This is a genomic window from Sphingomonas fucosidasi (assembly GCF_036663855.1).
Taxonomy (GTDB): domain Bacteria; phylum Pseudomonadota; class Alphaproteobacteria; order Sphingomonadales; family Sphingomonadaceae; genus Sphingomonas; species Sphingomonas faeni_B.
Map to the genome: position 1 here is coordinate 12,753 of NZ_JAXOJR010000002.1, position 21,525 is coordinate 34,277.

A 21,525-nucleotide genomic window follows, 5' to 3' on the forward strand; every position below is an offset into this window, starting at 1 on the left:
CCGGCGAAGGCCGGGGCCCAATTGGAGGACGTCGCTGAGCAGCGGAAGCGCATAATTGCTAAAGCCACGCCCATTGGGCCCCGGCCTTCGCCGGGGTGGGAGCTTGGCGGTCGGAACCGCTCGATACTCGACTAGCCTCTCGTTCACCCAGATTAGTCTGACGTAACGATCCTCCCCCGCCAGGGGGAGGTGGCTGGCTCTTGCCAGACGGAGGGGGCGTAAAGGAGCGGCTGCTGTTCCGTGCCCTCCCCCTCCGTCGCCTACGGCGCCACCTCCCCCTGGCGGGGGAGGATTGAAGTTGTTGCGCTTCCCACGGTCGTTCAGGTCTTACAGCTCGCACCCCTCACCCGTCCCGACCGGGCCGCCGCGACAAAGCGACGTCGAGATGCCCGCCGCCATCCAGCAGCAACACCTCGCCCGTCATCGCCCGGCTCATCGGATCGAGCAGCATCTCGATCGGCCCCGCGACGTCGTCGGGCCCGGTCGCAAAACCCATCGGCACCGACGACGCGACCTTGGCGTTGAGTTTCGCGAATCCCTCCTCGCCCAGCTTCTTCTCGTACCAGCCGGTCGCGACATACCCCGGCGCGACGGCATTGACCCGAATCTCCGGCGCCAGGACACGCGCCAGGCTCTTCGTCATCGTCACCAGCGCGCCCTTCGATGCGGCATAGGCGACCGACGATCCCATGCCGAACACGCCCGCGACGCTCGCAACGTTGACGACCGCGCCCATCGGGCTTGCGCGCAACGCCAGGGCGCAGGCACGGACCATCTGAAACGGTGCGATCGCGTTCAGCCGGTAGATGTCGAGGAAGTCCTCCGCGTCGAGCGCGTCGAGATCCTCATGCGCGGCGAACTTGGTCTTTCCGGCATTGTTGACCAGGAAGTCGATCCGACCGAACGCGTCTGTGGCTGCCTTGGCCAGCGCTCGGGAGGCAGCATCGCCGACGATGTCCGCCTGCACCGCGATCGCGCCCTGCCCAACCTCGACCGCCAGTGCCTCGGCCTCGTCGCGGCTGGTCGCGTAGTTGATGACGCACGACACGCCGCGCGCTGCCAGCCGCCGCACGACCGCTGCGCCAATCCCGGTGCCGCCGCCCGTCACTACCGCGACCGCGCCTTGCAAGGCATCGCTCATGCCTGCGCACTCGGACGAGCCGACGCACGGGCATGCCAATCCTTCAGGTGCGTCAGTTCGTCTGGCATCGTCACGCCGACGAACTTCGCGAAGTCGATCGTCGTCAGCAGGACGATGTCGGCGATCGTATAGCGCTCGCCATCGAGCCAGTCGCGGCCGTCGAGCGCATGATCGAACTCCGTCATCGCCGCCAGAACGCGCGGGCGCTGGCTCTCGCCGAACTCGGTATATTGCGGCTGGACGATCCGCGCGGTCCAGGGGTGGGTGTGTTGCCAGACCATCGACAGCGGCGTCATCAGCCGCAGCTCGATCCGCCGGGTCCACATGTCGATCTCCGCGATGTTGTGCGCGCCGTGGCCGAACAGCGGGGGCTCAGGATGCAGCACCTCGAAATAGCGGCAGATCGCGACGCTCTCGGTCAGCACGCGGCCATCGTCGAACGCCAGCGCGGGCGTCTGGCCGAGCGCATTAACCGACAGGAACGAGGCCGACTTGTGCTCGGCCTTGGGGATCGAGATCTGCGCCATCGGCACGCGGACATGCTTTTCGGCGAGGAAGATGCGGACGCGACGCGGGTTGGGCGCTGGCAGCGCGCTATCGTAGAACAGCATGAGCGTCTCCTCGATTTCGGTTTTCGAATATACCGTATGGCATTGCCGGACGGGTTCGCCTAGCGATGCGCGAATGACGACTGCCGCAGATATGCTCGCCACGGGCTTCGCCACGCTGCCCGATCTGATCCACGCGCATGCGCTCGAACGGGGGGATCGCACCGCGGTTGCCGATTCTCAGGGCAGCATCGACTATCGGACGCTCGATTCGACGATGGACCGGGTCGCGGCGGCGTTGCAGCGCGACGGGGTGGCGCAGGGGACCGCGGTGGCGATCGTCGCGGCGCCGACGACGGACTATGCAGCCGCTTTCCTTGGTGCGGTACGCGCGGGGTGCGTGGCGACGCCGATCGCGCCGTCCGCTACACCGGCGGCGATCGCGGCGATGATCGCCGATAGTGGCGCGCCTGTGGTGTTCCTCGACGCGGAGAATGCGCGAGCGCTGGAGGGACAGCAACTGACGGCCCGCCCGATCTTGTTCCCCCGCGGAGGCGGGGGTCCAGACTGGGCCCCCGCCTTTGCGGGGGAACAAGCTTTTCAGGCTTTCGAGGACTGGCTTGAACCCGAGAACGCCAAGCCGACGTCTGTCGCAATTGCTCCCGGAGACCCGTTCAACATCATCTATTCGTCCGGCACCACCGGCACGCCAAAGGGTATCGTCCAGAGCCACGCGATGCGCTGGGCGCATATCTCACGCAACACCGCAGCGGGGTTCGACACCGCGGTGACGATGATCGCCACCCCGCTCTATTCGAATACCACCCTCGTAAGCTTCCTGCCGACGCTTGGCTGGGGCGGTACGGTGGTGCTGATGAAGAAGTTCGAGGCCCGCGCGTATCTCGAACTCGCCGACCGGTACCGCGCGACGCACACGATGCTGGTCCCGGTCCAGTATCAGCGGATCATGGCGCTGCCCGATTTCGACGACTTCGACCTGTCGGCCTTCCGCTTCAAGACCAGCACCAGCGCCCCCTTCTCCGCCGCGCTGAAGGCCGACGTGGTCGCGCGTTGGCCGGGATTGCTGGTCGAATTCTACGGCATGACCGAGGGCGGCGCGAGTTGCGCGCTGAACGCGACCGCCAACCCGACCAAGCTCCACACCGTCGGCCAGCCGATGCCCGGCCACGAGATCTGCCTGATCGACGACGACGGCAACGAGGTCGCGCCGGGCGAGATGGGCGAAGTCGTCGGTCGCAGCCCCGCAATGATGAACGGCTATCACGGCCGCTCCGAAGCGACGCGCGATGCCGAATGGTATGACGAAGCCGGCAACCGCTATATCCGCCACGGCGATGTCGGGCGGTTCGACGAGGACGGATTCCTCACGCTGATGGACCGGAAGAAGGACCTGATCATCTCGGGCGGGTTCAACATCTATCCGTCCGACCTGGAGACGGTGCTGGCGCAGCATCCGGCAGTGGCGGACTGCGCGGTGATCGGAATGCCGTCGGAGGCCTGGGGCGAGACTCCGGTCGGCTTCTACGTCCCGCGCGATGGTGCAAGCGAGGATGCGCCTTCGATCCTGGCGTGGGCGAACGCGCAGCTCGGCAAAACGCAGCGGCTGTCGGCGCTCCACGTCACGGACGAACTGCCACGCAGCGCGATCGGCAAAGTGCTCAAGCGCGAACTCCGCGATCAATTAGCGGCCTCCCTTCCGTCATCCTGACGAAAGTCAGGATCCAGAGCCACGAATGCTCCGGCGCGCGGCTTTGGATCCTGGGTCGAGCCCAGGATGACGAAGGATGAAAGGATCAGAAATGACCAGTCTCAAACAGGCGATCGACGCGCTGGAGCCGACCGAGGGCGGCTGGCGCGGCACCGTGCCGGAGAACTGGCTGCAAGGCCGCACGGCGTATGGTGGCTTCTCCGCCGCGCTCGCGCTCCACGCCGCGCAGAAGTCCGACACCGACCTGCCGCCCCTGCGGTCCGCGCAGGTGTCGTTCATCGGGCCGCTGTCGGGTGACATCACGATCCGGGCGAGCCGGTTGCGGCGCGGTCGCAACGCGGCATTCGTCCAGGCGGATGTCGAGAGCGCGGCCGGGCTGGGCCTGCGCGCGACCTTCGTATTCATGGGCGCGGTGGAGTCGCGCGTCGATCATCAGACCGGCGGGGCGCCCGACTTCCCGATGCCCGGCCCGGACACGCAGACCTTCCGCGGCCACAGCGAGGTGGCATTCTCGCGCAATTTCGACCTGCTCGACCGCCGCGACGACAGTGTCAGCCCCGCCGAGTGGCTGCGCTGGGCAAGGCTGGTCGAACGTGACGGGCTCGATCCGATGGTCGAACTGGTCGCGCTCGCCGATTGCCTGCCCCCCGCTGCGCTGAAGCTTCTCGGCGGCCCCGCCCCGCTCAGTTCGATGACATGGCTGCTCAACATCCTCGGGCCGCAGCCGGTGACGAGCGACGGCTGGTGGCTGCTCCGCGCGACCACCGATTACACGCGGGACGGCAGCTCCAGCCAGCAGATGGCGATCTGGAATGCCGACGGCACGCCGGTCGCCGAACAGATGCAGAGCGTCGCGATCTTCGCCTGACGCTGGCGGAGGGGGCGTGCGCGCCCGACATATCTTGCGACACATTGGCAGCCCGGCGGCAAAACGCTGCGACAACCGGGGTTTAGACCGGCGTCATTCAGTGGGAATTCGTCCCACACAGCCGGAGTCCGACATGCGCAAGACCGTCCTTACCCTGATGCTCGCTGCCAGCGCGATCACGTCCGCTGCCAGCGCGCAGACCGCACCCGCCCCTAGCCCCGCTACGCCCCGTCCGCCGATGCGGCAGGATGCGAACCGCGACGGCGTCATCACGCGCGCCGAGGCGATCGCGCAGGCCGACGCCCGGTTCGCGCAGATGGATACCGACCGCGACGGCCGCGTCAGTGCCGGCGAGATGCGCGCCTATCGCACCGCGATGCACGACCGGATGGTGGCGAACGGTCGCGACGTGCCCGTGCCCCCGCCGGGCGGTCGCAAGCATGACGGCATGGGTCGCGGGATGGACCCGAACCGCGACGGCAGCGTGACGCGCGAGGAGTTCGAGGCACGCGCGCTCAAGCGGTTCGATCGGATGGACGCCAACCACGACGGCACGATCGACGCGACCGAGCGCGCCAATGCCACCGAGATGCGCCGCGTCGACCGGCGCGAACGCCGCGAGGGCGTCACGCCACCAGTGCCCGCGCCCGCCCCCGTCCCCGCCCCCGCCCCTGCTCGATAATCCGGAAAGGGGGGAGGCACCGCGTCCCGGTGCTTCCCCTGGACAGCCGCCATGCTAGACACTGCCCCGATGGGAGATATGCCGCATCTGCTGCTCGTCGACGACGAGCGCTCGATCCGCGAGCCGTTGGCCGCGTACCTCACCAAACAGGGGTTTCGCGTCACGCAAGCGAGCGATGCGGAGAGCGCGCGGACGCGGCTGACCGCCTATGCGATCGATCTCGTCATTCTCGATATCATGATGCCGGGCGAGGACGGGCTGTCGCTGTGCCGCCATATCGCCGCGACCAGCGACGTACCGGTGATCCTGCTGACCGCCCGCACCGAGGAGACCGACCGGATCGTCGGGCTCGAAATGGGCGCCGACGATTATGTCGTGAAGCCGTTCTCGCCGCGCGAACTCGCGACGCGGGTCAAGGTCATCCTGCGCCGCGCGACCGCGGGCGGCGCGCGCCAGCATGCGCCCGAGGCGAACGCCTATGCCTTTGCCGGCTGGGTACTGAAATCGGGCGAGCGCGCGCTAGTCGACCGCGAGGGCGTGTCGGTGCCGTTGTCGACCGGCGAGTATAATCTGCTGCTCGCGCTCGTCACGCGGCCCCGCCAGGTGCTCACGCGCGACCAGTTGCTCGACCTGACGCAGGGGCGCGAGGCCGCCGCGTTCGACCGCGCGATCGACAATCAGGTCAGTCGGCTTCGGCGCAAGATCGAGGCGGATGCCAAGACGCCGGAGTTGATCAAGACGGTTTGGGGCGGCGGCTATACGCTCGCTGCCGAAGTGACCCGTTTGTGATCCCCTACCGATGATCCGGCCGTGGCCGCGGAGCCTCGCGGGCCAGATGGCGCTACTGATCGCGCTGGCGCTGTTCGTCGCGCAGGCGATCAATTTCGGTTTGGTTCTGCGCGATCGGATCGAATTTCGTCTTTCTCAGGCTACCCGGCCGGTCGCGACGCGGATCGCCGATGCGCTCGACCGGGAGGCGCATGGCGGTCGTCCCCTCGTTGCAGACCGCGGTCGCGTTCGCCGGCTTGCCGCCAATCCGATCCCGCCATCGGGGTATGAGCGCCACCCCGAGGTAGCCGCGGAGCTACGCCGCCAACTCGCGGATCAGGGCGTCACGGTCGGACGGATCGATACCGGGCTCCAGCCGTCGGCGTCCGACACCGATGGGGATCTCAACACCCGCCACCGAGCCGGGGTCCGCCGTAGCAACCGCGATGGTGCCACGTTGCTGATCGCACTCGAACAGCCCGGCCGCGGCTGGCTGACGATCACCGCGCCCTGGCCTCAACCCGGCTGGCGCCTTCTGGTCGCGTTGCTGAGCCAGACCGCGATCCTCTACATCGTCGTCCTGTTGCCGGTGCTGTGGATCGTGCGCCGAATGTCGCGACCGTTGCGCGATCTGCGCGAGGCGGCGGAGCGGTTCCGACCGGGTGAGCCGAGCCCGCCGCTGCCCGCACGCGGCCCCGACGACGTCGCCGCGCTGATCACCGCGTTCAATGCGCTCCGGCTGCGGGTGACGGGGATGCTCGACGAGAAGGACCGGATGCTTGGCGCCATCGGCCATGACCTGCGCACGCCTTTGGCGGCGTTGCGGGTACGGATCGAGTCGGTCGAGGACGATACCGATCGCGCGAAGATGATCGACACCGTGGCGGAGATGAACCGGACGCTCGACGATATCCTGTCGCTGGCGCGGCTCGGGCGCCCGAGCGAGCCGCCGACCGATGTCGATCTGGCCGCTTTGGTCGACGCGGTGGTCGAGGATTTTCGCGATCTCGGCTGCGAGGTGAGCTTCGTCGAAGCCGACCGGCTGCGGATGCGGTTGCGGCCATCGCTAATGCGCCGTGCGGTGCGCAATCTGATCGAGAATGCGGTGAAATACGGCGTCTCGGCGGAGGTGCGCGTCGAGGCCGGTACGCAGTCGGTCGCGATCGTCGTGGCGGACCAGGGCCCCGGCATTCCGGAGGACCGGATGGGCGATGTGTTCGATGCCTTCACGCGGCTGGAGAGTTCGCGCAACCGTGAGACGGGGGGAATCGGACTGGGGCTGGCCCTGGCGCAGGCGATCGTGCGCGAGGCCGGCGGAGAGATCCGCCTGGTCAACCGGGCGGAAGGCGGCCTCGACGCGATCATCGAACTACCGCGTTAGACTTCGGACGATCCTCCCCCGCCAGGGGGGGGAGGTGGCGCCGAAGGCGACGGAGGGGGAGGAACGCGCAACAGCGGTGATCCCTTACCTCCCCCTCCGTCTGGCAAGAGCCAGCCACCTCCCCTAGCGGGGGAGGATCGTTCACCCGCCTCAATCCTCCAAAATCTGGCTATGCGTGCGCGTGTCCTTCATGCGGAGGTACACGATCAGCGACACGCCGATCATCGCCGTCACATACCAATAGAATCCACGCTCCATGCCCTCGTTCTTGAGCCACAGCGCGACATATTCCGCCGTCCCGCCGAACATCGTGTTCGCCAGTGCATACGGCAAAGCCACGCCCAGCGCGCGGACATGCGCCGGGAACAGTTCCGCCTTCACCACCGCGTTGATCGCGGTGTAGCCGGTAACGATGAACAGCGAGCCAACGACAAGGCCGAACGCCAGATACGGGTTGGTCGCCGTCTCGAGCACGGTGAAGATCGGCACCGTGCACAGCACGCCGGCGATCCCGAACCCGACCATCAGCGGTTTCCGCCCGATCCGATCCGACAACGCCCCCGCCAACGGCTGGAACGCCGCATACAGCGCCAGCGCCGCGGTCATGATCAGCGTCGCGGATTCACGGCTGAACCCGCTCGTGTTGACCAGGAACTTCTGCATGTACGTGGTGTACGCATAGAAGGCGAGCGTACCGCCCGCGGTCAGCAGCAGCACGGTGAACGCCTCGCGCGGGTATTTGCTGAACAACAGCCACCCGCTCGATTTCGGCGCACCATCCGACTTGGCGTTCTGATAGCTCTCGGTCTCAAGCAGCCCGCGACGGATGCGGAACACGACCAGCGCGAGCACGCCCCCGATCGCGAACGGAATGCGCCACCCCCAAGCGTCGAGCTGCCCTTCGCTGAGCGTCGACTGCAGCAGCAGCAGCACACCGAGCGCGAGCAACTGCCCCGCGATCAGCGTGACGTACTGAAAGCTGGAGAAGAAGCCGCGCCGCGACTTGCCCGCCATCTCCGACAGGTACACTGCACTCGCGCCATATTCGCCGCCGACGCTGAGGCCCTGCATCAGTCGCGCGAGGATCAGCAACGCAGGTGCGATCCAGCCGATCGTCGCGAACCCGGGCGTGATCGCGATCAGGAACGAGCCCGCGCACATCAGCGTCACCGACAGCGTCAGGCCTGATTTGCGCCCGTGGCGATCGGCATAGATGCCCATCACCCACGCGCCGATCGGCCGCATCAGGAAGCCGACCGCGAACACCGCGGCGACGCTCATCAACTGCGCGGTCGAATTGCCCTTGGGGAAGAACACCGGCGCGAAATACAGCCCGAACGCGGAGTAGACGTACCAGTCGAACCACTCGACCAGATTGCCCGCCGACCCGCCGAGGATCGATTTGAGACGGTGGTTCTTCTCAGGCGGAAGTGTGCTGCTCGCCATCATTTAGCTCCCTGCGCCGCTGGTGTCGTGGCGAACCCGCGCTTCTTGAGCAGCGCGTTCACGTCAGGATCACGCCCCCGGAACGCGCGATACGCCTCGGCGCGATCGGTCTCGTTACCCGTCGACAACAGCACCTTGGCGAACTTGTCCGCGGTCGCCTTGTCCCACGGGCTGCCCGCCTCCTCGAACGCCGCGAAGGTGTCCGCGTCCATCGTCTCGGACCAGAGGTAGCTGTAATAGCCCGCCGAATAGCTGTCCGACGCGAACAGATGCTGGAACTGCGGCACGCGGTGACGCATCACCAGCTGCTTCGGCATGCCGATCTCGGCCAGCGTCGCCGCCTCGAACTTGTCTGGATCGATCACACCGTCGGGCACGGTGTGGATCTTCATGTCGACGATCGCGGACGACAGATACTCCGTGGTCGCAAAGCCCTGGTTGAAGGTGCGCGACTTCTCGATCTTGTCGAGGAGGTCCTGCGGCATCGCCGCCTTGGTCTGGTAATGCCGCGCGTACTTGTCGAGCACGTCGCGGGTCAGCAGCCAATGCTCGTTCACCTGGCTCGGATATTCCACGAAGTCGCGCGGCGTGCCGGCGAGCCCCGGATAATAGACGTTCTGGAGCATCGCATGGATCGCATGGCCGAACTCGTGGAACAGCGTCTGCGCATCGTCGAGGCTGATCAGGATCGGCTCGCCAGGCGCACCCTTGGCAAAATTGTTGTTGTTCGACGACAGCACGAGCTGCGCCGGCGCGAGGCCACGCTGGCCACGATACGTGTTCGCCCACGCGCCCGACCGCTTGCCGGTCCGCGCGAAATCGTCGCGATAGAACAGCCCGACGTCCTTGCCGGCCTTGTCCGTCACGCTCCAAACCCGCATGTTCGGTTCGAACACGGGAACGGTGCCGGTGATCTCCTTGAAGTTCAGCCCGTACAGCCGGTTGGCGGCGTACAGCGATCCCTGGATGATGTTGCCGAGCTCGAAATACGGCTTCAGCTGCGCCTGATCGAGGTCGTACCGCGCCCTGCGGACCTTCTCCTGGTAGAAGCGGTAATCCCACGGCTCGATCGTCAGCGACGTGCCGGCAACCTTCTGCATGTCCGCAACCTCCTCGGCGACACGCCCCTTCGCGGCGGGCCAGACGCGCATCATCAGGTCCATCGCCGCGGCGGGGGTCTTGGCCATCGTGTCCTGCATGCGCCAGTCGGCATGCGTCTTGAACCCGAGCAGGTGCGCGCGGTCGGCGCGCAGCTTGACGATCTGCGCGATCGTCGCGTTCGTGTCGTTCGCATCGCCATTGTCGCCGCGGTTGACGAACGCACGCCACACCTTCTCGCGCAGCGCACGGTCGGTTGCATAGGTCAGCACCGGATCGACCGCCGACCGCGTGTTGACGATCGCGAAGCCCGGCAGCTTCCGCTCGGCGGCAGCGGCCTTCGCGACCGCCTTCACGCTGTCGGGCAGCCCGGCAAGCTGCGCCTCGTCGGTGACCGAGATTGCCTTGCTCTCGTCGGCCAGCAGCTTCTCGCCGAACGTAGAGAACGCGGTCGCGAGCTGCTGGTTATACTGCGAAAGCTGCGCCTTCTGCGCATCGTTCAGCTTGGCGCCCTGCCGCACATAGCTGTCGTAGATCCGGGTGACGAGCCGGATCTGCTGCGCGTTCAGCCCGCTCGAATTGCGCGTATCGTAAATCGCCTGGATCCGCGCGAACAGCGGCTTGTCGAAGGTGATCGCATCCGATGCCGCGGAGAATTTCGGCGACCATTCGCGGTCGAGCTTCTGGTAGGCGGGCGTGTTCATGTTGCCGGTCATCACGCCGAACAGCGTCATCACCTGGCCGTAGCGCTTGCCGGCAAGCTGCATCGGCACGATCGTGTTGGCGAAGGTCGGCTTGGCCGGATTGTCGGCGATCTTGCGGTAGTCCGCGGTGCGCTCGGCCAGCGTCGTCTCGAACGCCTGCGGGAACAGCTCGGGACGAACCTTGTCCCAGGGCGGCACCCCACCGGTCGGGCCGGTCCAGTCGGCAAGCAAGGGGTTCGCGGCGGGTGTCATGGTGGCTGCACCAGTCTGCGCGACGACGGATGTAGACGCCATCAGCGCAACGGCACTGGCGGCGAGGTATAGAAACTGCACATGGATCTCCCGGTCGATGTACCGGGTAGCATAGTGATAAAGTCACACAGAGGAAGCCGCGCGGGGTAATTAGCCCCCGCCGGGCTCGCCAGGCATGCTTGGTGCTCAGTCCAGCGGCAGTTCGTCAGTCGCCTGGGTCGCCGCGATTTCGGCCGCTGCGATCAGCCGCCGCCCCGTCTCCGCAGCCGCCTCGGGGGTCATCGCGATCGCCAGTCCATCGGGTCCATCTAGGGTGACCACGCCGTTTTCCGCCGCGGCGACGCCGGGGATGGTTTCAGGCTCCAACATGATCGCGCTCCCGGCAGCGGTCCCCTCGACAGGCTGCTTGGTTACAGTCAGTCGCCTTTGGAGCCGTACAGATATTGTGGTTCGAACTCCGCAACGGCTGCGAGCGCCTTCCGATCCAGAATACGGACCTCATTTGCCTTGAATGTCAGCATATTTTTTTCACGCAGTGCTCTCAACACGCGGTTGACGTGTACCCCCGTCAGCCCGCTGGCCTCGGCGATGTCCGGCTGGGTCATCGGCAGCATGAACCGGCCATCGGCCGCAAGGCCGACCATCTCGAGCCGTTCGTTGAGTTCGCAGAACAGATGCGCGACCCGACCCTCGGCACCCAGGCGACCCAGTCTGAAAATCCACTCGCGGTGCATCGCGGCGTCGAGCAACGTACTGAACCAGAGCTTTTGGGTGAGGTGCGGATAGCGTTCGGTGATCGCCTGCAGCGTATTATGATCGTAGCAGGCGATCTTGACCGGCCCCAACGTTGCGATGTCATGATCGAGCCGCTTCATCGGGAAGGCATGCAGGTCGACGAAATCGCCCGGGACATGCACCGCGACCAACTGCCGCTGCCCCTCACGGTCGTCCATATAACGACATACGAACCCTTCGAGCAGCAACGTGCTGGTCTCGATGATCGCGCCTGCGCGTACGATCTGCTTCCGGGCGGCGACCTGCCGCACCGACCCGATGCTGTCCTCCAGCACCCGCTTTTCTTCGTCGCTCAGTTCGTGCCGGCCACGACCCAACAGAAATTTACCCGAGATCATCCAAGTCCCCTCTTCGTTCGACCTCGTACCGTGGCCGAACCTAGAAGAACAGATCGGGACCCGTACTGATCTTCATCAAGCCCTCACCGAGGATGAAACCCGACAAGCTCTACATCAGGCGATTTCAAGGCCGACGGGTCGCGCGCCGACCGAACGGCGCAGCGACTCCATGCCAGCCTAGCCGAAATCAAGGCTGGACGGGGACCGCACCGGGAGCACCCGGGGCGCCGCCCGGCATGCCGCGCTGCTGCATCTGGGCCTGCGCCTGCATCTGCTGGACGACGCTCTGCGGCAGGAAGTCGAGCAGTTCGACGTCGAATACGAGCGTCGAGTTCGCCGGGATCGGCCCGGTCGCCTTGTCGCCATAGCCAAGCGAGGGCTTCATCCAGAAGCGATACTTCGCGCCCTTCGGCATCAGCTTGAGCGCTTCCGAAAAGCCAGGAACCACGCCGGTGACGGGCATCGGCGTCGGCTGCTGCGACTTGTCGAAGGTAGTGCCGTTGAGCAGCTTGCCCTCGTAATTGACGAGCGCAACGTCCGCATCGGTCGGCTTCGCAGCGCCAGTCTTACCCGGCGCCAGCACCTTGTACTGAAGACCCGATGCCGTCACCACGACACCGCGGGCACGAGCGTTGCGCGCCAACGGATCATCACCCTGCCGCGCTAGCGCGACAGCCGCGATCAACGCGAGCGCGATCCCAACCCAAAGATAGACGAGATAGCTGCGCTTGGTCGGCTGCAGCGGCACGGCGGTGACGGTCGACATCGGATCTGGCCCCGGTCATCTGGTCACGCCGGAGCGCCGCGCGTGCCGTTGTAAAGTCTTGCGACTGAATCATCACGGGGTTGCGACGATCACAACCCCGAACATCGTGATCCCGCACCCGATCGCACGATGACGATCGATCCGCGGGACCGGTCAACGCTTACCGTGCGCCGTCACGCTCGGCGCGCTTGCGGTCGAGCTTGCGCGAGCGACGGATCGCTGCTGCACGCTCGCGCGCGCGCTTCTCGGACGGCTTCTCGTAATGACGGCGCAACTTCATCTCACGATACACGCCTTCGCGCTGCAGCTTCTTCTTAAGCGCGCGAAGGGCCTGGTCGACGTTGTTGTCGCGTACGATGATCTGCATAAACCCGTTTAGCTCCGGTCGAATAGATTTAGCCGTCGCGAACAGGTCCGCGCCGCATGAACCGTGGCCCCTACCAGCGCCTGCCCGAGGTTTCAAGCCTGTGCACCCGGCCCCCGTTGAATCGCGTCGTTTGCGAGACCCGTACCGTAGCGCTAGGAGCGGCGCATGACCCGAATTCCCCTTACGCTCTATAACAGTCTCTCGCGCGCGATCGAGACGTTCCGGCCGATCGATCCGACCAATGTCGGCATCTATTCATGCGGGCCGACGGTCTACAACTACGCACATATCGGCAATTTGCGCGCGTATGTCTTCACCGACACGCTGAGCCGCGTGCTGACGTGGAAGGGCTATCCGCTCACGCACATCATCAACATCACCGATGTCGGGCATCTGACCTCGGACGCGGACGTCGGCGACGACAAGATGGAGGCGGCGGCGCGTGCGAGCGGCCAGGATATCTGGGCGATCGCAAAGCACTATACCGATGCGTTCAAGCAGAACCTCGTCGACCTCAACATCCGCGAGCCGAGCAAATTCCCGCTCGCCACCGATCACATCGCCGAGATGATCGCGTTCGCGGAGTCGATTGCCGAGCGCCATTGCTACGTCCTGCCCGACGGCCTGTACTTCGATACGACCACGGTGCCCGATTATGGTCGCCTTGCGCGATCGCAGGACGATGACGGCGAGGGACGAATCGATCCGGTCGCAGGCAAGCGCCACCCGCAGGACTTCGCGATCTGGCGGACGTCGGCCGCTGGCGAGAACCGCCAGATGGAATGGGATTCGCCCTGGGGTCGCGGTGCGCCGGGCTGGCATCTCGAATGCTCGGTGATGAGCAAGAAATATCTCGGCGCGACGTTCGACATCCACACCGGCGGGATCGACCACCGCGAGATCCACCACCCGAACGAGATCGCGCAGAACCAGGCGCATTGCGAGTGCGGCGATACCGGCGCGACGCTCTGGATGCACAACAACTTCCTGGTCGAGCGGTCGGGCAAGATGTCCAAATCGGGGGGCGCGTTCACCACGCTGCAGACGCTGATCGATCGCGGTTTCCACCCGCTCGCCTACCGACTGATGTGCCTTCAGGCGCAGTATCGCAGCGAGCTCGAATTCTCGTGGGAGAACCTCGCCGCGGCCCAGACGCGGCTGAAGCGGCTGGCGATAACGGTCGACGCCTTGCGCCAGCGACCGCCGGGTGGCCCCTCGGGGAGCGCCCTCGCCTATCGCGATCGTCTTGATGCCGCGGTGTCGGACGATCTCTCGACGCCGCGCGCGCTGCCGATCCTCGACGAGATGCTCGGCGACAAGCGAGTCGCGCCGGCGGATCGGCTGGACGCGTTGATCGATTTCGACGCGGTGCTGGGCCTCGACCTCGCGACGATCCGCCGCGAGGATCTGCGCATCCGCCCGGCCGATGCGAAGCTGGACGAGGCGACGATCGACGCCCGGCTCGATGAACGGCGGGACGCGCGCGCGGCGAAGGATTTCCCGCGCTCCGATGCGATCCGCGACGAACTGGCGGCGGCGGGCGTCGAGGTCATGGACGGCGATCCGCTCGGCTGGGACTGGAAGCTCGGCTGACGGCTCAGCGAAAGCCGAGCCAGTAGAGCAGGCCGATGTTGACCGCGAGCAACGGCAAGGCGGTCGGTATCTGCGCGCGGATGACGGCGTTCTTGTCCTTGAGCTCGAGAAGCGCGGCGGGGACGAGATTGAAGTTGGCGGCCATCGGCGTCATCAGCGTACCGCAAAACCCGCTGAGCATACCGATCGCGGCGACTACGGCCGGATCGCCCCCATAGTGGCGCACGAGCAGCGGTATGCCGATCGCTGCGGCCATGACGGGGAACGCCGCGAAGGCGTTGCCCATGACCATCGTGAAGAGCGCCATACCGAGCGTATAGGCTAGCACCGCGCCGATCAGGCTGCCTTCGGGGATCGCGTGGCCGGCGAGTTTGCCAACGACGTCGCCTACGCCGGCGAGCGCGAAGACCGCTCCCAGGCTGGCCAGCATCTGCGGGAGGACGGCGGCCCAGCCGATCGCGTCCATCAGCTGGACGCCTTCGGCGAGCGGTGTCGCGATGCGGGGGCGGAACCAGAGGTGCATCGCGATCAGCGCGATCAGGACGCCACAGGTCAACGCGACGAGCGTCGCCTGCTTGGGGTCGACGAGGCTCGGGACGGCGCGGAACAGGACGGTGCCGCCGAGTGCCGCCGCGGGGATAATCAGTGCGGGCAGGAATATCCGGTTGCCGAGCCTTGCGGCTTCGGCGCGGCGCTCGTCGAATGTGGTCGTGGCACGCCCGCCCCGCCCCATCGCGCCCGATCCAGCGATCGCGACAAGGGCGAGGACGAGAACGCCGTTGCCGATATCGCCGAGCTTTCCACCTAGCAGGAAGCTGATCGCCAGCACCGCGTAGAACGCCGCGTTGCCGAAACGCTTCGGGTTGGCGCGATCGGTCGCGCTGAGGATCGCAAAGGCCGCAAACATCAGACCGGCGACGCCGTAGATGAAGCCGGTGCCGATCATCGGGCTCGCGCCAGTCTGCGATCGAGCAGCCAGAGGCGGAAACCGTGGATCAGGAACGCAGCGATCGCGGTCGGTATTGCCCACATCGAGAGGTGGAGCGGCTGGATGACGATGCCGTAGCCCTCCAGCACGCCCTTCATCAGCAGGATCGACCCGATCGCGATGAAGATGTCCTCGCCGAAGAACAGTCCGATGTTGTCGGTCGCCGCCGCCATTGCGGGGATGCGGTCGCCGCCGGGCGCGACGCCTTGCGCCTCGGCGGCGGCTTCGGCCATCGGCGCGACCAAAGGACGGACGCTCTGTGCCGGGCCTGCGATCGAGGTGAGGCCGAGTGCTGCGGTGAGTTGGCGGAACAGGAGGTAGCCGATCAGCAGGCGCCCGACGGTCGCGCCTCTGAGCTTAGCGATGGCGAGCCGGGCACGTTCCTGTAAGCCGTGGCGTTCGAGTAGTCCGATTACCGGCAGGACGATGTAGATCACGGTGACGTAGCGGTTCTCGTTGAACGCCTTGCCGAACGCGGCGAGGATTGCGAGCGGTGCGATGCCGGCGGCCAGGCCAGTGACGAGCGCGGAGACGGCGACGACGAGCAGCGGATTGAACCGGAGCAGGAAGCCGGCGACGATCACCGCGATGCCGCACAGGACCAGCATCGCCGCTCAGCGTGCCTGCTTGGCGAGATCAGCGTCGAACGCGACCTTGGCCTTCGCGACAATCTTCGGGAGCAATGTGGGGTCGACGAACGCAGTGGTGTCACCGGCCTGGCGGCGCTTGCCGCGGGCGATCACGTCGGCCAGTTCGGGATGCGACGGGAGGACGATGTCGGCATGCAGCGTGCCGAGCATCGCGATGCTGCGGCGGTAGTCGGCGACGATGCCGGGATAGGCGCGGTTGCCGATCAAGCGGTTGCCCGCGACGCTGACGCTACATGGGAAGACCACGTCGAGCTCTCGTGGCTTGGCGGGGATACGCATCGTCCAGGTCGTGCAGCCCGGCGTGTGCCCGGGTGTCGCGCGCGCCGTCAGCGTAGTGGTGCCGAGGGTCACCGTTTCGCCATCGCGTATGCCGCGATCGACGTGCACTTTCGGGAAGCGGATGACGCCATAGTTGGTCTCGCCGGGCGGCGTGCCGGTTTCATGCGCGCGGACGTCGCGGATGCCGGCGACAACGCGCGCGCCGGTTGCGTGCTTGAGCGCGGCGACTCCGGCAGCATGATCGAAATGGGCGTGGGTGACGAGGATCAGCTTCACGTCGCGAAGGCGGACGCCCGCCTTGGCGATGTTGCGCCCGATCATCCCTGCGTTCTCGACGAGCGTGCCGTCGATCAGGATCGCGCCGGCGCTGGTTTTTATCAGGTAGGCGGCGATGCCTTCGCTGCCGACATAGGTGATAGGGCCGGCGATGGGGAACGGGACTTGGGGACGTGTCCAGGCAGGCGGATCTGCGGCGCCGAGGAGCAACGGGGCGCTGGCGGCGATTGCGAGTGCGCCGACGAGTGATTTGGCCCGACGACCTGACGATCCTCCCCCGCCAGGGGGAGGTGGCAGGCGTAGCCTGACGGAGGGGGCGGTAAGCGGTAACCTCTGCATCTTATCCTCCCCCTCCGTCTGGCAAGCGCCAGCCACCTCCCCCTGCCGGGGGAGGATTGCGCAGTGCGCGTCTAGCTTATTCCCACTCGATCGTGCCGGGGGGCTTCGAGGTGTAGTCGTAGGTCACCCGGTTGATGCCCTTGACCTCGTTGATGATCCGGGTCGCGACGCGGGGCAGGAAGTCGCCGGGGAACTGGAACGCCTGCGCGGTCATGCCGTCGGTCGAGGTGACCGCACGCAACGCCAGCACGTTGTCGTAGGTGCGGCCGTCGCCCATCACGCCGACGCTGCGGACCGGGAGCAGCACCGCGAACGCCTGCCAGATCGTGTCGTAGAGCCCGGCCGCGCGGATCTCCTCGAGGTAGATCGCATCCGCCTTGCGCAAGATGTCGCAGCGTTCCTTGGTGACTTCGCCGGGAATGCGGATCGCAAGGCCGGGTCCGGGGAACGGATGACGGCCGACGAAGATCTCGGGGAGCCCGAGCTCGCGGCCAAGTACGCGGACCTCGTCCTTGAACAGCTCGCGCAACGGCTCGACGAGCTTCATGTTCATGCGCTCTGGAAGACCACCGACATTGTGGTGGCTCTTGATCGTCACCGACGGCCCGCCGGTGAAGCTGACGCTCTCGATCACGTCGGGGTACAGCGTGCCCTGCGCGAGGAACTCCGCGCCGCCGAGCTTCTTCGCCTCGGTATCGAACACGTCGATGAAGGTCTTGCCGATGAACTTGCGCTTCAGCTCGGGGTCGGTGATCCCGGCGAGGCCGCTCAGAAACAGCTCCTCGACGTTCACGTGGATCAGCGGGATGTTGTAGGCGCCCCGGAACAGGCTGACGACCTGCTCGCTCTCGCCCGCGCGCATCAGGCCGTGGTCGACATAGACGCAAGTGAGCTGCTCGCCGATCGCCTCGTGGATCAGCACCGCCGCGACCGCGGAGTCGACGCCGCCGGACAGGCCGCAGATGACGCGGCCGTTGCCGACCTGTGCGCGGATCTCGGCGATCTTGGTCTCGCGGAATTCGGCCATCGTCCAGTCGCCGCTGAGCCCGCAGACGTGGCGCGCGAAGTTGGCGATCAGCTTGCCGCCATCGGGGGTGTGGACGACCTCAGGGTGGAACTGCACGCCGTAGAACTTACGTGCCTCGTCGGCGACGATCGCATAGGGCGCGCCGGTCGAGACCGCGACGGGGGTAAAGCCGGGCGGGATCGCGTCGACCTTGTCGCCGTGGCTCATCCAGACCTGATGGCGCTCGCCTTCCGCCCACAGGCCGTCGAACAGCGCGCAGTTGGACTTGACCTCGATGAACGCACTGCCGAACTCGCCGCCGTCGCCCGAAACGATCACGTTGCCGCCAAGCTGCGCGGACATGACCTGCTGGCCGTAGCAGATGCCGAGGATCGGAATGCCCGCCTCGAAGAAGCGCTGCGGCACGCGTGGTGAGTTCTCGGTCGTGACCGAGGCGGGGCCGCCCGAGAGGATGATTCCCTTGGGCTGCATCCGGTCGAACGCGGCCTCGGCGGACTGGAAGGGGGCGATCTCGCTATAGACGCCAGCCTCGCGCACGCGGCGGGCGATCAGCTGGGTTACCTGGCTGCCGAAATCGACGATGAGAATGCTGTCTGGGTGCTCCATGTCGGGCGCATAGCCGGATGGACGCGTTAACGAAAGAGGCCGCGCCTCCCGGATGGGAAACGCGGCCTCTGATCGGCGGTAAATCTGATCCTCCTCCGCAAGGGGGAGGTGTCGCCGAAGGTGACGGAGGGGGAGGACACGCAACCGAGGTTGTCGCCGCCTCCCCCTCCGTCAGGCTGTGCCTGCCACCTCCCCCTGGCGGGGGAGGATTGGAAGGTCAGCGCTTCGGCGGAAACAGATTATGCCGCTTCGTTGTAATCCTCGTCCGACATCACCGGACCCGAATCCTGGCCCTTCGCCGAGACGTCGCGGTCGACGAACTCGATGACGGCCATCGGCGAGGCGTCCGACATGCGGATACCGGCCTTGATGACGCGGGTGTAGCCGCCGTTGCGATCCGCATAACGGGTCGCCAGAACGTCGAACAGCTTGATCAGCTGCGCATCGTCGAGCAGCTTGCCGTGCGCGAGACGACGGTTGGACAGGCCACCCTTCTTCGCGAGCGTGATCAGCTTCTCGACGTAAGGACGCAGTTCCTTCGCCTTGGCGACGGTGGTGGTGATCTGCTCGTGCTTGATGAGCGCGGCGCTCATGTTGCGGAACAGAGCAAGACGATGGGCCGAGGTCCGCTGAAGCTTACGGCCGCCTACGCGATGGCGCATGTTTAATACCTTTTCGTTCGTTCAGGGGCCGTATGAGGTACCCGGGAGCTGGTGGGGACGAAGAGCCCACCCAAATTACCGTCATCCCAGCGAACGCTGGGATCTCCATGAGGAGCGGACCGGACCCGAACCGCGATACCCCAGCTTTCGCTGGGGTGACGGCATGGGATCCGGAAGCGCTTACCCCATAATCTCCTGCTCGAGCTTCTTGGCCATCTCTTCGATGTTCTCAGGTGGCCAGCCTGGGATTTCCATACCCAGGCGAAGACCCATCGACGACAGAACTTCCTTGATCTCGTTCAAGGACTTGCGGCCGAAGTTAGGCGTACGCAGCATCTCGGCTTCGGTCTTGCCGACCAGATCGCCGATGTAGATGATGTTGTCGTTCTTGAGGCAGTTCGCCGAACGCACCGACAGTTCCAACTCGTCGACCTTCTTGAGAAGGTAACGGTTGATCTGCTGGGTATCGCCTGCGGGCTCCGCACCACCGGCAGCGGGTGCTGCCTGGCCGATCGGGGCCGACGAGCGCGTCACCGACGAATCGTCGAAGTGGACGAACAGCGCGAGCTGGTCCTGGAGAATGCGACCGGCATAGCCGACTGCGTCTTCAGGGGTGATCGTGCCGTCGGTTTCGATCGTCAGCGTCAGCTTGTCGTAATCCAGATCCTGACCGACGCGGGTCGGGTCGACCTTGTACGAAACCTGCCGTACCGGCGAGTACAGCGCATCGACCGGGATCAGACCGATCGGCGCATCGGCCGGGCGGTTTGCGGTCGCGGGCACGTAACCCTTACCGATGTCGGCGGTCAGCTCCATGTTGAGCGTCGCACCCTCATCGAGGTGGCAAATCACGAGATCCTTGTTCATGATCTCGATGTCGCCCGAGACGGCGATGTCGCCGGCCTTGACTTCACCCGGACCCGTTGCCGAGAGCTGGAGGCGCTTGGGCCCCTCGCCCTGCATGCGGATCGCGATCTGCTTCACGTTGAGGACGATGTCGGTCACGTCCTCGCGGACGCCGGCCAGAGACGAGAACTCATGCAGCACGTTCTCGATCTTGATCGAGGTGACGGCCGCGCCCTGCAGCGACGAAAGCAACACGCGACGCAGCGCGTTGCCGAGCGTCAGGCCGAAGCCACGCTCGAGCGGCTCGGCGATGAAGGTCGCCTTGCGCTTGGTGTCGCCACCGGCCTTTTTCTCCAGGCCGCTGGGCTTCTTGAGTTCCTGCCAGTTCTTTGCGTTGACAGACACATGCTTCCCCTAATTTGGGGGCCGGCGAACGGGTGTGTCCGCCGACCAATAAAATACACCCGTGCGGCGCGATCAACCGCGCACGGGAGGCGGAGAATCAGACGCGACGACGCTTCGAAGGGCGCACGCCGTTGTGCGGGATCGAGGTCACGTCGCGGATCGACGTGATCTGGAAACCGACTGCCTGAAGCGCGCGCAGGGCCGATTCGCGACCCGAGCCGGGGCCCTTGACCTCGACTTCGATCGTGCGGACGCCGTGCTCGGCGGCCTTCTTGCCGGCGTCTTCCGCTGCGACCTGGGCCGCGTACGGAGTCGACTTGCGCGAGCCCTTGAAGCCCATTGCGCCGGCCGACGACCACGAGATCGCGTTGCCCTGGGCATCGGTGATCGTGATCATGGTGTTGTTGAAGCTGGCATTCACGTGAGCGACGCCAGAGGTGATGTTCTTGCGCTCGCGCCGCTTAATGCGCTGAGGTTCGCGTGCCATGGTGTATTTCCTGACCTGTATCTGCGTGACGCCGGGCGGTCTGTAGGGACCAGCGCCGGCGGAGTAATCCATTGAAAAAGTGGATTACTTCTTCTTGCCGGCGATCGGCTTGGCCTTGCCCTTGCGGGTGCGCGCATTGGTATGCGTGCGCTGGCCGCGGACCGGGAGGCCCTTGCGATGACGCAGGCCGCGATAGCAGGCGAGATCCATCAGGCGCTTGATGTTCATCGAGGTCTGGCGGCGCAGATCGCCCTCGACGGTGTGATCGGCGTCGATCGTCTCGCGGATGTGCAGGACTTCCTGGTCGGTCAGGTCCTGAACACGTGCGGTGTCGGCGATGCCGAGCTTCGCGACGATTTCCTTGGCCTTGGTCGAACCGATGCCGTGAATGTAAGTCAGCGCGATCACCACGCGCTTGTTGGTCGGGATATTAACACCCGCGATACGTGCCATGAACTTGGTTCTCCTGCTCCACGAGGTCCGG

Annotated in this window: 22 protein-coding genes; 6 read left to right on the forward strand and 16 right to left on the reverse strand. The window is 65.8% G+C overall.

Annotated elements, in window-relative coordinates; all coding sequences use genetic code 11:
- Nucleotides 1–343: 343 nt before the first annotated feature.
- Together U1737_RS03540 and U1737_RS03545 are read right to left on the reverse strand one after the other, a co-directional pair.
- A complete protein-coding gene (locus U1737_RS03540) occupies nt 344–1,141 on the reverse strand; it encodes an SDR family NAD(P)-dependent oxidoreductase (protein WP_332795661.1) in 798 nt (265 codons plus the stop codon).
- On the reverse strand, nt 1,138–1,752 hold the full coding sequence (locus U1737_RS03545) for a glutathione S-transferase family protein (RefSeq protein ID WP_332795662.1): 615 nt from the start codon (nt 1,750–1,752) through the stop codon (nt 1,138–1,140). The genes U1737_RS03540 and U1737_RS03545 overlap by 4 nt, the downstream gene beginning before the upstream one ends.
- Before the next feature lie 73 nt (nt 1,753–1,825).
- Here U1737_RS03545 and U1737_RS03550 point away from each other — a divergent pair, with 73 nt between their 5' ends.
- The 5 genes from U1737_RS03550 (at nt 1,826) to U1737_RS03570 (ending at nt 7,117) form a co-directional block, all read left to right on the forward strand.
- Entirely contained in the window at nt 1,826–3,418 is a 1,593-nt protein-coding gene (locus U1737_RS03550; protein ID WP_332795663.1) for a class I adenylate-forming enzyme family protein, read from the forward strand.
- 91 nt (nt 3,419–3,509) lie between these two features.
- Nucleotides 3,510–4,286, forward strand: a complete 777-nt coding sequence (locus tag U1737_RS03555) for an acyl-CoA thioesterase (protein ID WP_332795664.1) — start codon at nt 3,510–3,512, stop codon at nt 4,284–4,286.
- Nucleotides 4,287–4,419: 133 nt separating this feature from the next.
- Complete coding sequence (locus tag U1737_RS03560) at nt 4,420–4,968, forward strand: EF-hand domain-containing protein (protein WP_332795665.1); 549 nt, start codon at nt 4,420–4,422, stop codon at nt 4,966–4,968.
- A gap of 69 nt (nt 4,969–5,037) precedes the next feature.
- Nucleotides 5,038–5,757 carry a response regulator gene (locus U1737_RS03565; RefSeq protein WP_332796030.1) on the forward strand — a complete coding sequence of 240 codons (720 nt, stop codon included), beginning with the start codon at nt 5,038–5,040 and terminating at the stop codon, nt 5,755–5,757.
- A gap of 10 nt (nt 5,758–5,767) precedes the next feature.
- Nucleotides 5,768–7,117 carry a sensor histidine kinase gene (locus U1737_RS03570; RefSeq protein ID WP_332795666.1) on the forward strand — a complete coding sequence of 450 codons (1,350 nt, stop codon included), beginning with the start codon at nt 5,768–5,770 and terminating at the stop codon, nt 7,115–7,117.
- Nucleotides 7,118–7,267: 150 nt separating this feature from the next.
- Here U1737_RS03570 and U1737_RS03575 read toward each other — a convergent pair whose 3' ends face one another.
- From U1737_RS03575 to rpsU, 6 genes are all read right to left on the reverse strand, one after another.
- Nucleotides 7,268–8,563: an MFS transporter gene (locus U1737_RS03575; RefSeq protein WP_248521788.1), complete on the reverse strand. Its 1,296-nt coding sequence runs from the start codon at nt 8,561–8,563 to the stop codon at nt 7,268–7,270.
- The gene (locus tag U1737_RS03580) at nt 8,563–10,698 is read right to left on the reverse strand and encodes a M3 family metallopeptidase (protein ID WP_332795667.1); all 2,136 of its coding nucleotides are present in this window, start codon (nt 10,696–10,698) and stop codon (nt 8,563–8,565) included. The genes U1737_RS03575 and U1737_RS03580 overlap by 1 nt, the downstream gene beginning before the upstream one ends.
- 105 nt (nt 10,699–10,803) lie before the next feature.
- Complete coding sequence (locus U1737_RS03585) at nt 10,804–10,986, reverse strand: hypothetical protein (RefSeq protein WP_132740535.1); 183 nt, start codon at nt 10,984–10,986, stop codon at nt 10,804–10,806.
- A 47-nt stretch (nt 10,987–11,033) separates the two neighbouring features.
- Nucleotides 11,034–11,750: a Crp/Fnr family transcriptional regulator gene (locus U1737_RS03590; protein WP_248521792.1), complete on the reverse strand. Its 717-nt coding sequence runs from the start codon at nt 11,748–11,750 to the stop codon at nt 11,034–11,036.
- 187 nt (nt 11,751–11,937) lie between these two features.
- The gene (locus U1737_RS03595; protein ID WP_132740541.1) at nt 11,938–12,516 is read right to left on the reverse strand and encodes an FKBP-type peptidyl-prolyl cis-trans isomerase; all 579 of its coding nucleotides are present in this window, start codon (nt 12,514–12,516) and stop codon (nt 11,938–11,940) included.
- 160 nt (nt 12,517–12,676) lie between these two features.
- Complete coding sequence (gene rpsU, locus U1737_RS03600; protein ID WP_055878578.1) at nt 12,677–12,883, reverse strand: 30S ribosomal protein S21; 207 nt, start codon at nt 12,881–12,883, stop codon at nt 12,677–12,679.
- Nucleotides 12,884–13,048: 165 nt separating this feature from the next.
- Between rpsU and cysS the strand changes: the two genes are divergently transcribed.
- Nucleotides 13,049–14,476, forward strand: a complete 1,428-nt coding sequence (cysS, locus tag U1737_RS03605) for a cysteine--tRNA ligase (protein WP_248521794.1) — start codon at nt 13,049–13,051, stop codon at nt 14,474–14,476.
- Between the two features lie 4 nt (nt 14,477–14,480).
- On the opposite strand, the gene U1737_RS03610 is transcribed toward cysS, so the two are convergent.
- The 8 genes from U1737_RS03610 to rpsM all read right to left on the reverse strand — a co-directional run bounded on the left by U1737_RS03610 (nt 14,481) and on the right by rpsM (nt 21,494).
- Nucleotides 14,481–15,422 carry a DUF979 domain-containing protein gene (locus tag U1737_RS03610; RefSeq protein WP_332795668.1) on the reverse strand — a complete coding sequence of 314 codons (942 nt, stop codon included), beginning with the start codon at nt 15,420–15,422 and terminating at the stop codon, nt 14,481–14,483.
- On the reverse strand, nt 15,419–16,072 hold the full coding sequence (locus tag U1737_RS03615; RefSeq protein WP_248521796.1) for a DUF969 domain-containing protein: 654 nt from the start codon (nt 16,070–16,072) through the stop codon (nt 15,419–15,421). The genes U1737_RS03610 and U1737_RS03615 overlap by 4 nt, the downstream gene beginning before the upstream one ends.
- Before the next feature lie 6 nt (nt 16,073–16,078).
- The gene (gene bla / locus U1737_RS03620; protein WP_332795669.1) at nt 16,079–17,008 is read right to left on the reverse strand and encodes a subclass B3 metallo-beta-lactamase; all 930 of its coding nucleotides are present in this window, start codon (nt 17,006–17,008) and stop codon (nt 16,079–16,081) included.
- Nucleotides 17,009–17,084: 76 nt separating this feature from the next.
- Nucleotides 17,085–18,641, reverse strand: a complete 1,557-nt coding sequence (gene guaA / locus U1737_RS03625; RefSeq protein WP_332795670.1) for a glutamine-hydrolyzing GMP synthase — start codon at nt 18,639–18,641, stop codon at nt 17,085–17,087.
- Between the two features lie 239 nt (nt 18,642–18,880).
- Complete coding sequence (gene rplQ, locus U1737_RS03630; protein WP_248521802.1) at nt 18,881–19,303, reverse strand: 50S ribosomal protein L17; 423 nt, start codon at nt 19,301–19,303, stop codon at nt 18,881–18,883.
- Nucleotides 19,304–19,483: 180 nt separating this feature from the next.
- Nucleotides 19,484–20,554 carry a DNA-directed RNA polymerase subunit alpha gene (locus U1737_RS03635; protein WP_031395236.1) on the reverse strand — a complete coding sequence of 357 codons (1,071 nt, stop codon included), beginning with the start codon at nt 20,552–20,554 and terminating at the stop codon, nt 19,484–19,486.
- A gap of 97 nt (nt 20,555–20,651) precedes the next feature.
- Entirely contained in the window at nt 20,652–21,041 is a 390-nt protein-coding gene (gene rpsK / locus U1737_RS03640) for a 30S ribosomal protein S11 (protein WP_031395237.1), read from the reverse strand.
- 84 nt (nt 21,042–21,125) lie between these two features.
- The gene (gene rpsM, locus U1737_RS03645) at nt 21,126–21,494 is read right to left on the reverse strand and encodes a 30S ribosomal protein S13 (protein ID WP_056015521.1); all 369 of its coding nucleotides are present in this window, start codon (nt 21,492–21,494) and stop codon (nt 21,126–21,128) included.
- Between the last annotated feature and the right edge of the window lie 31 nt (nt 21,495–21,525).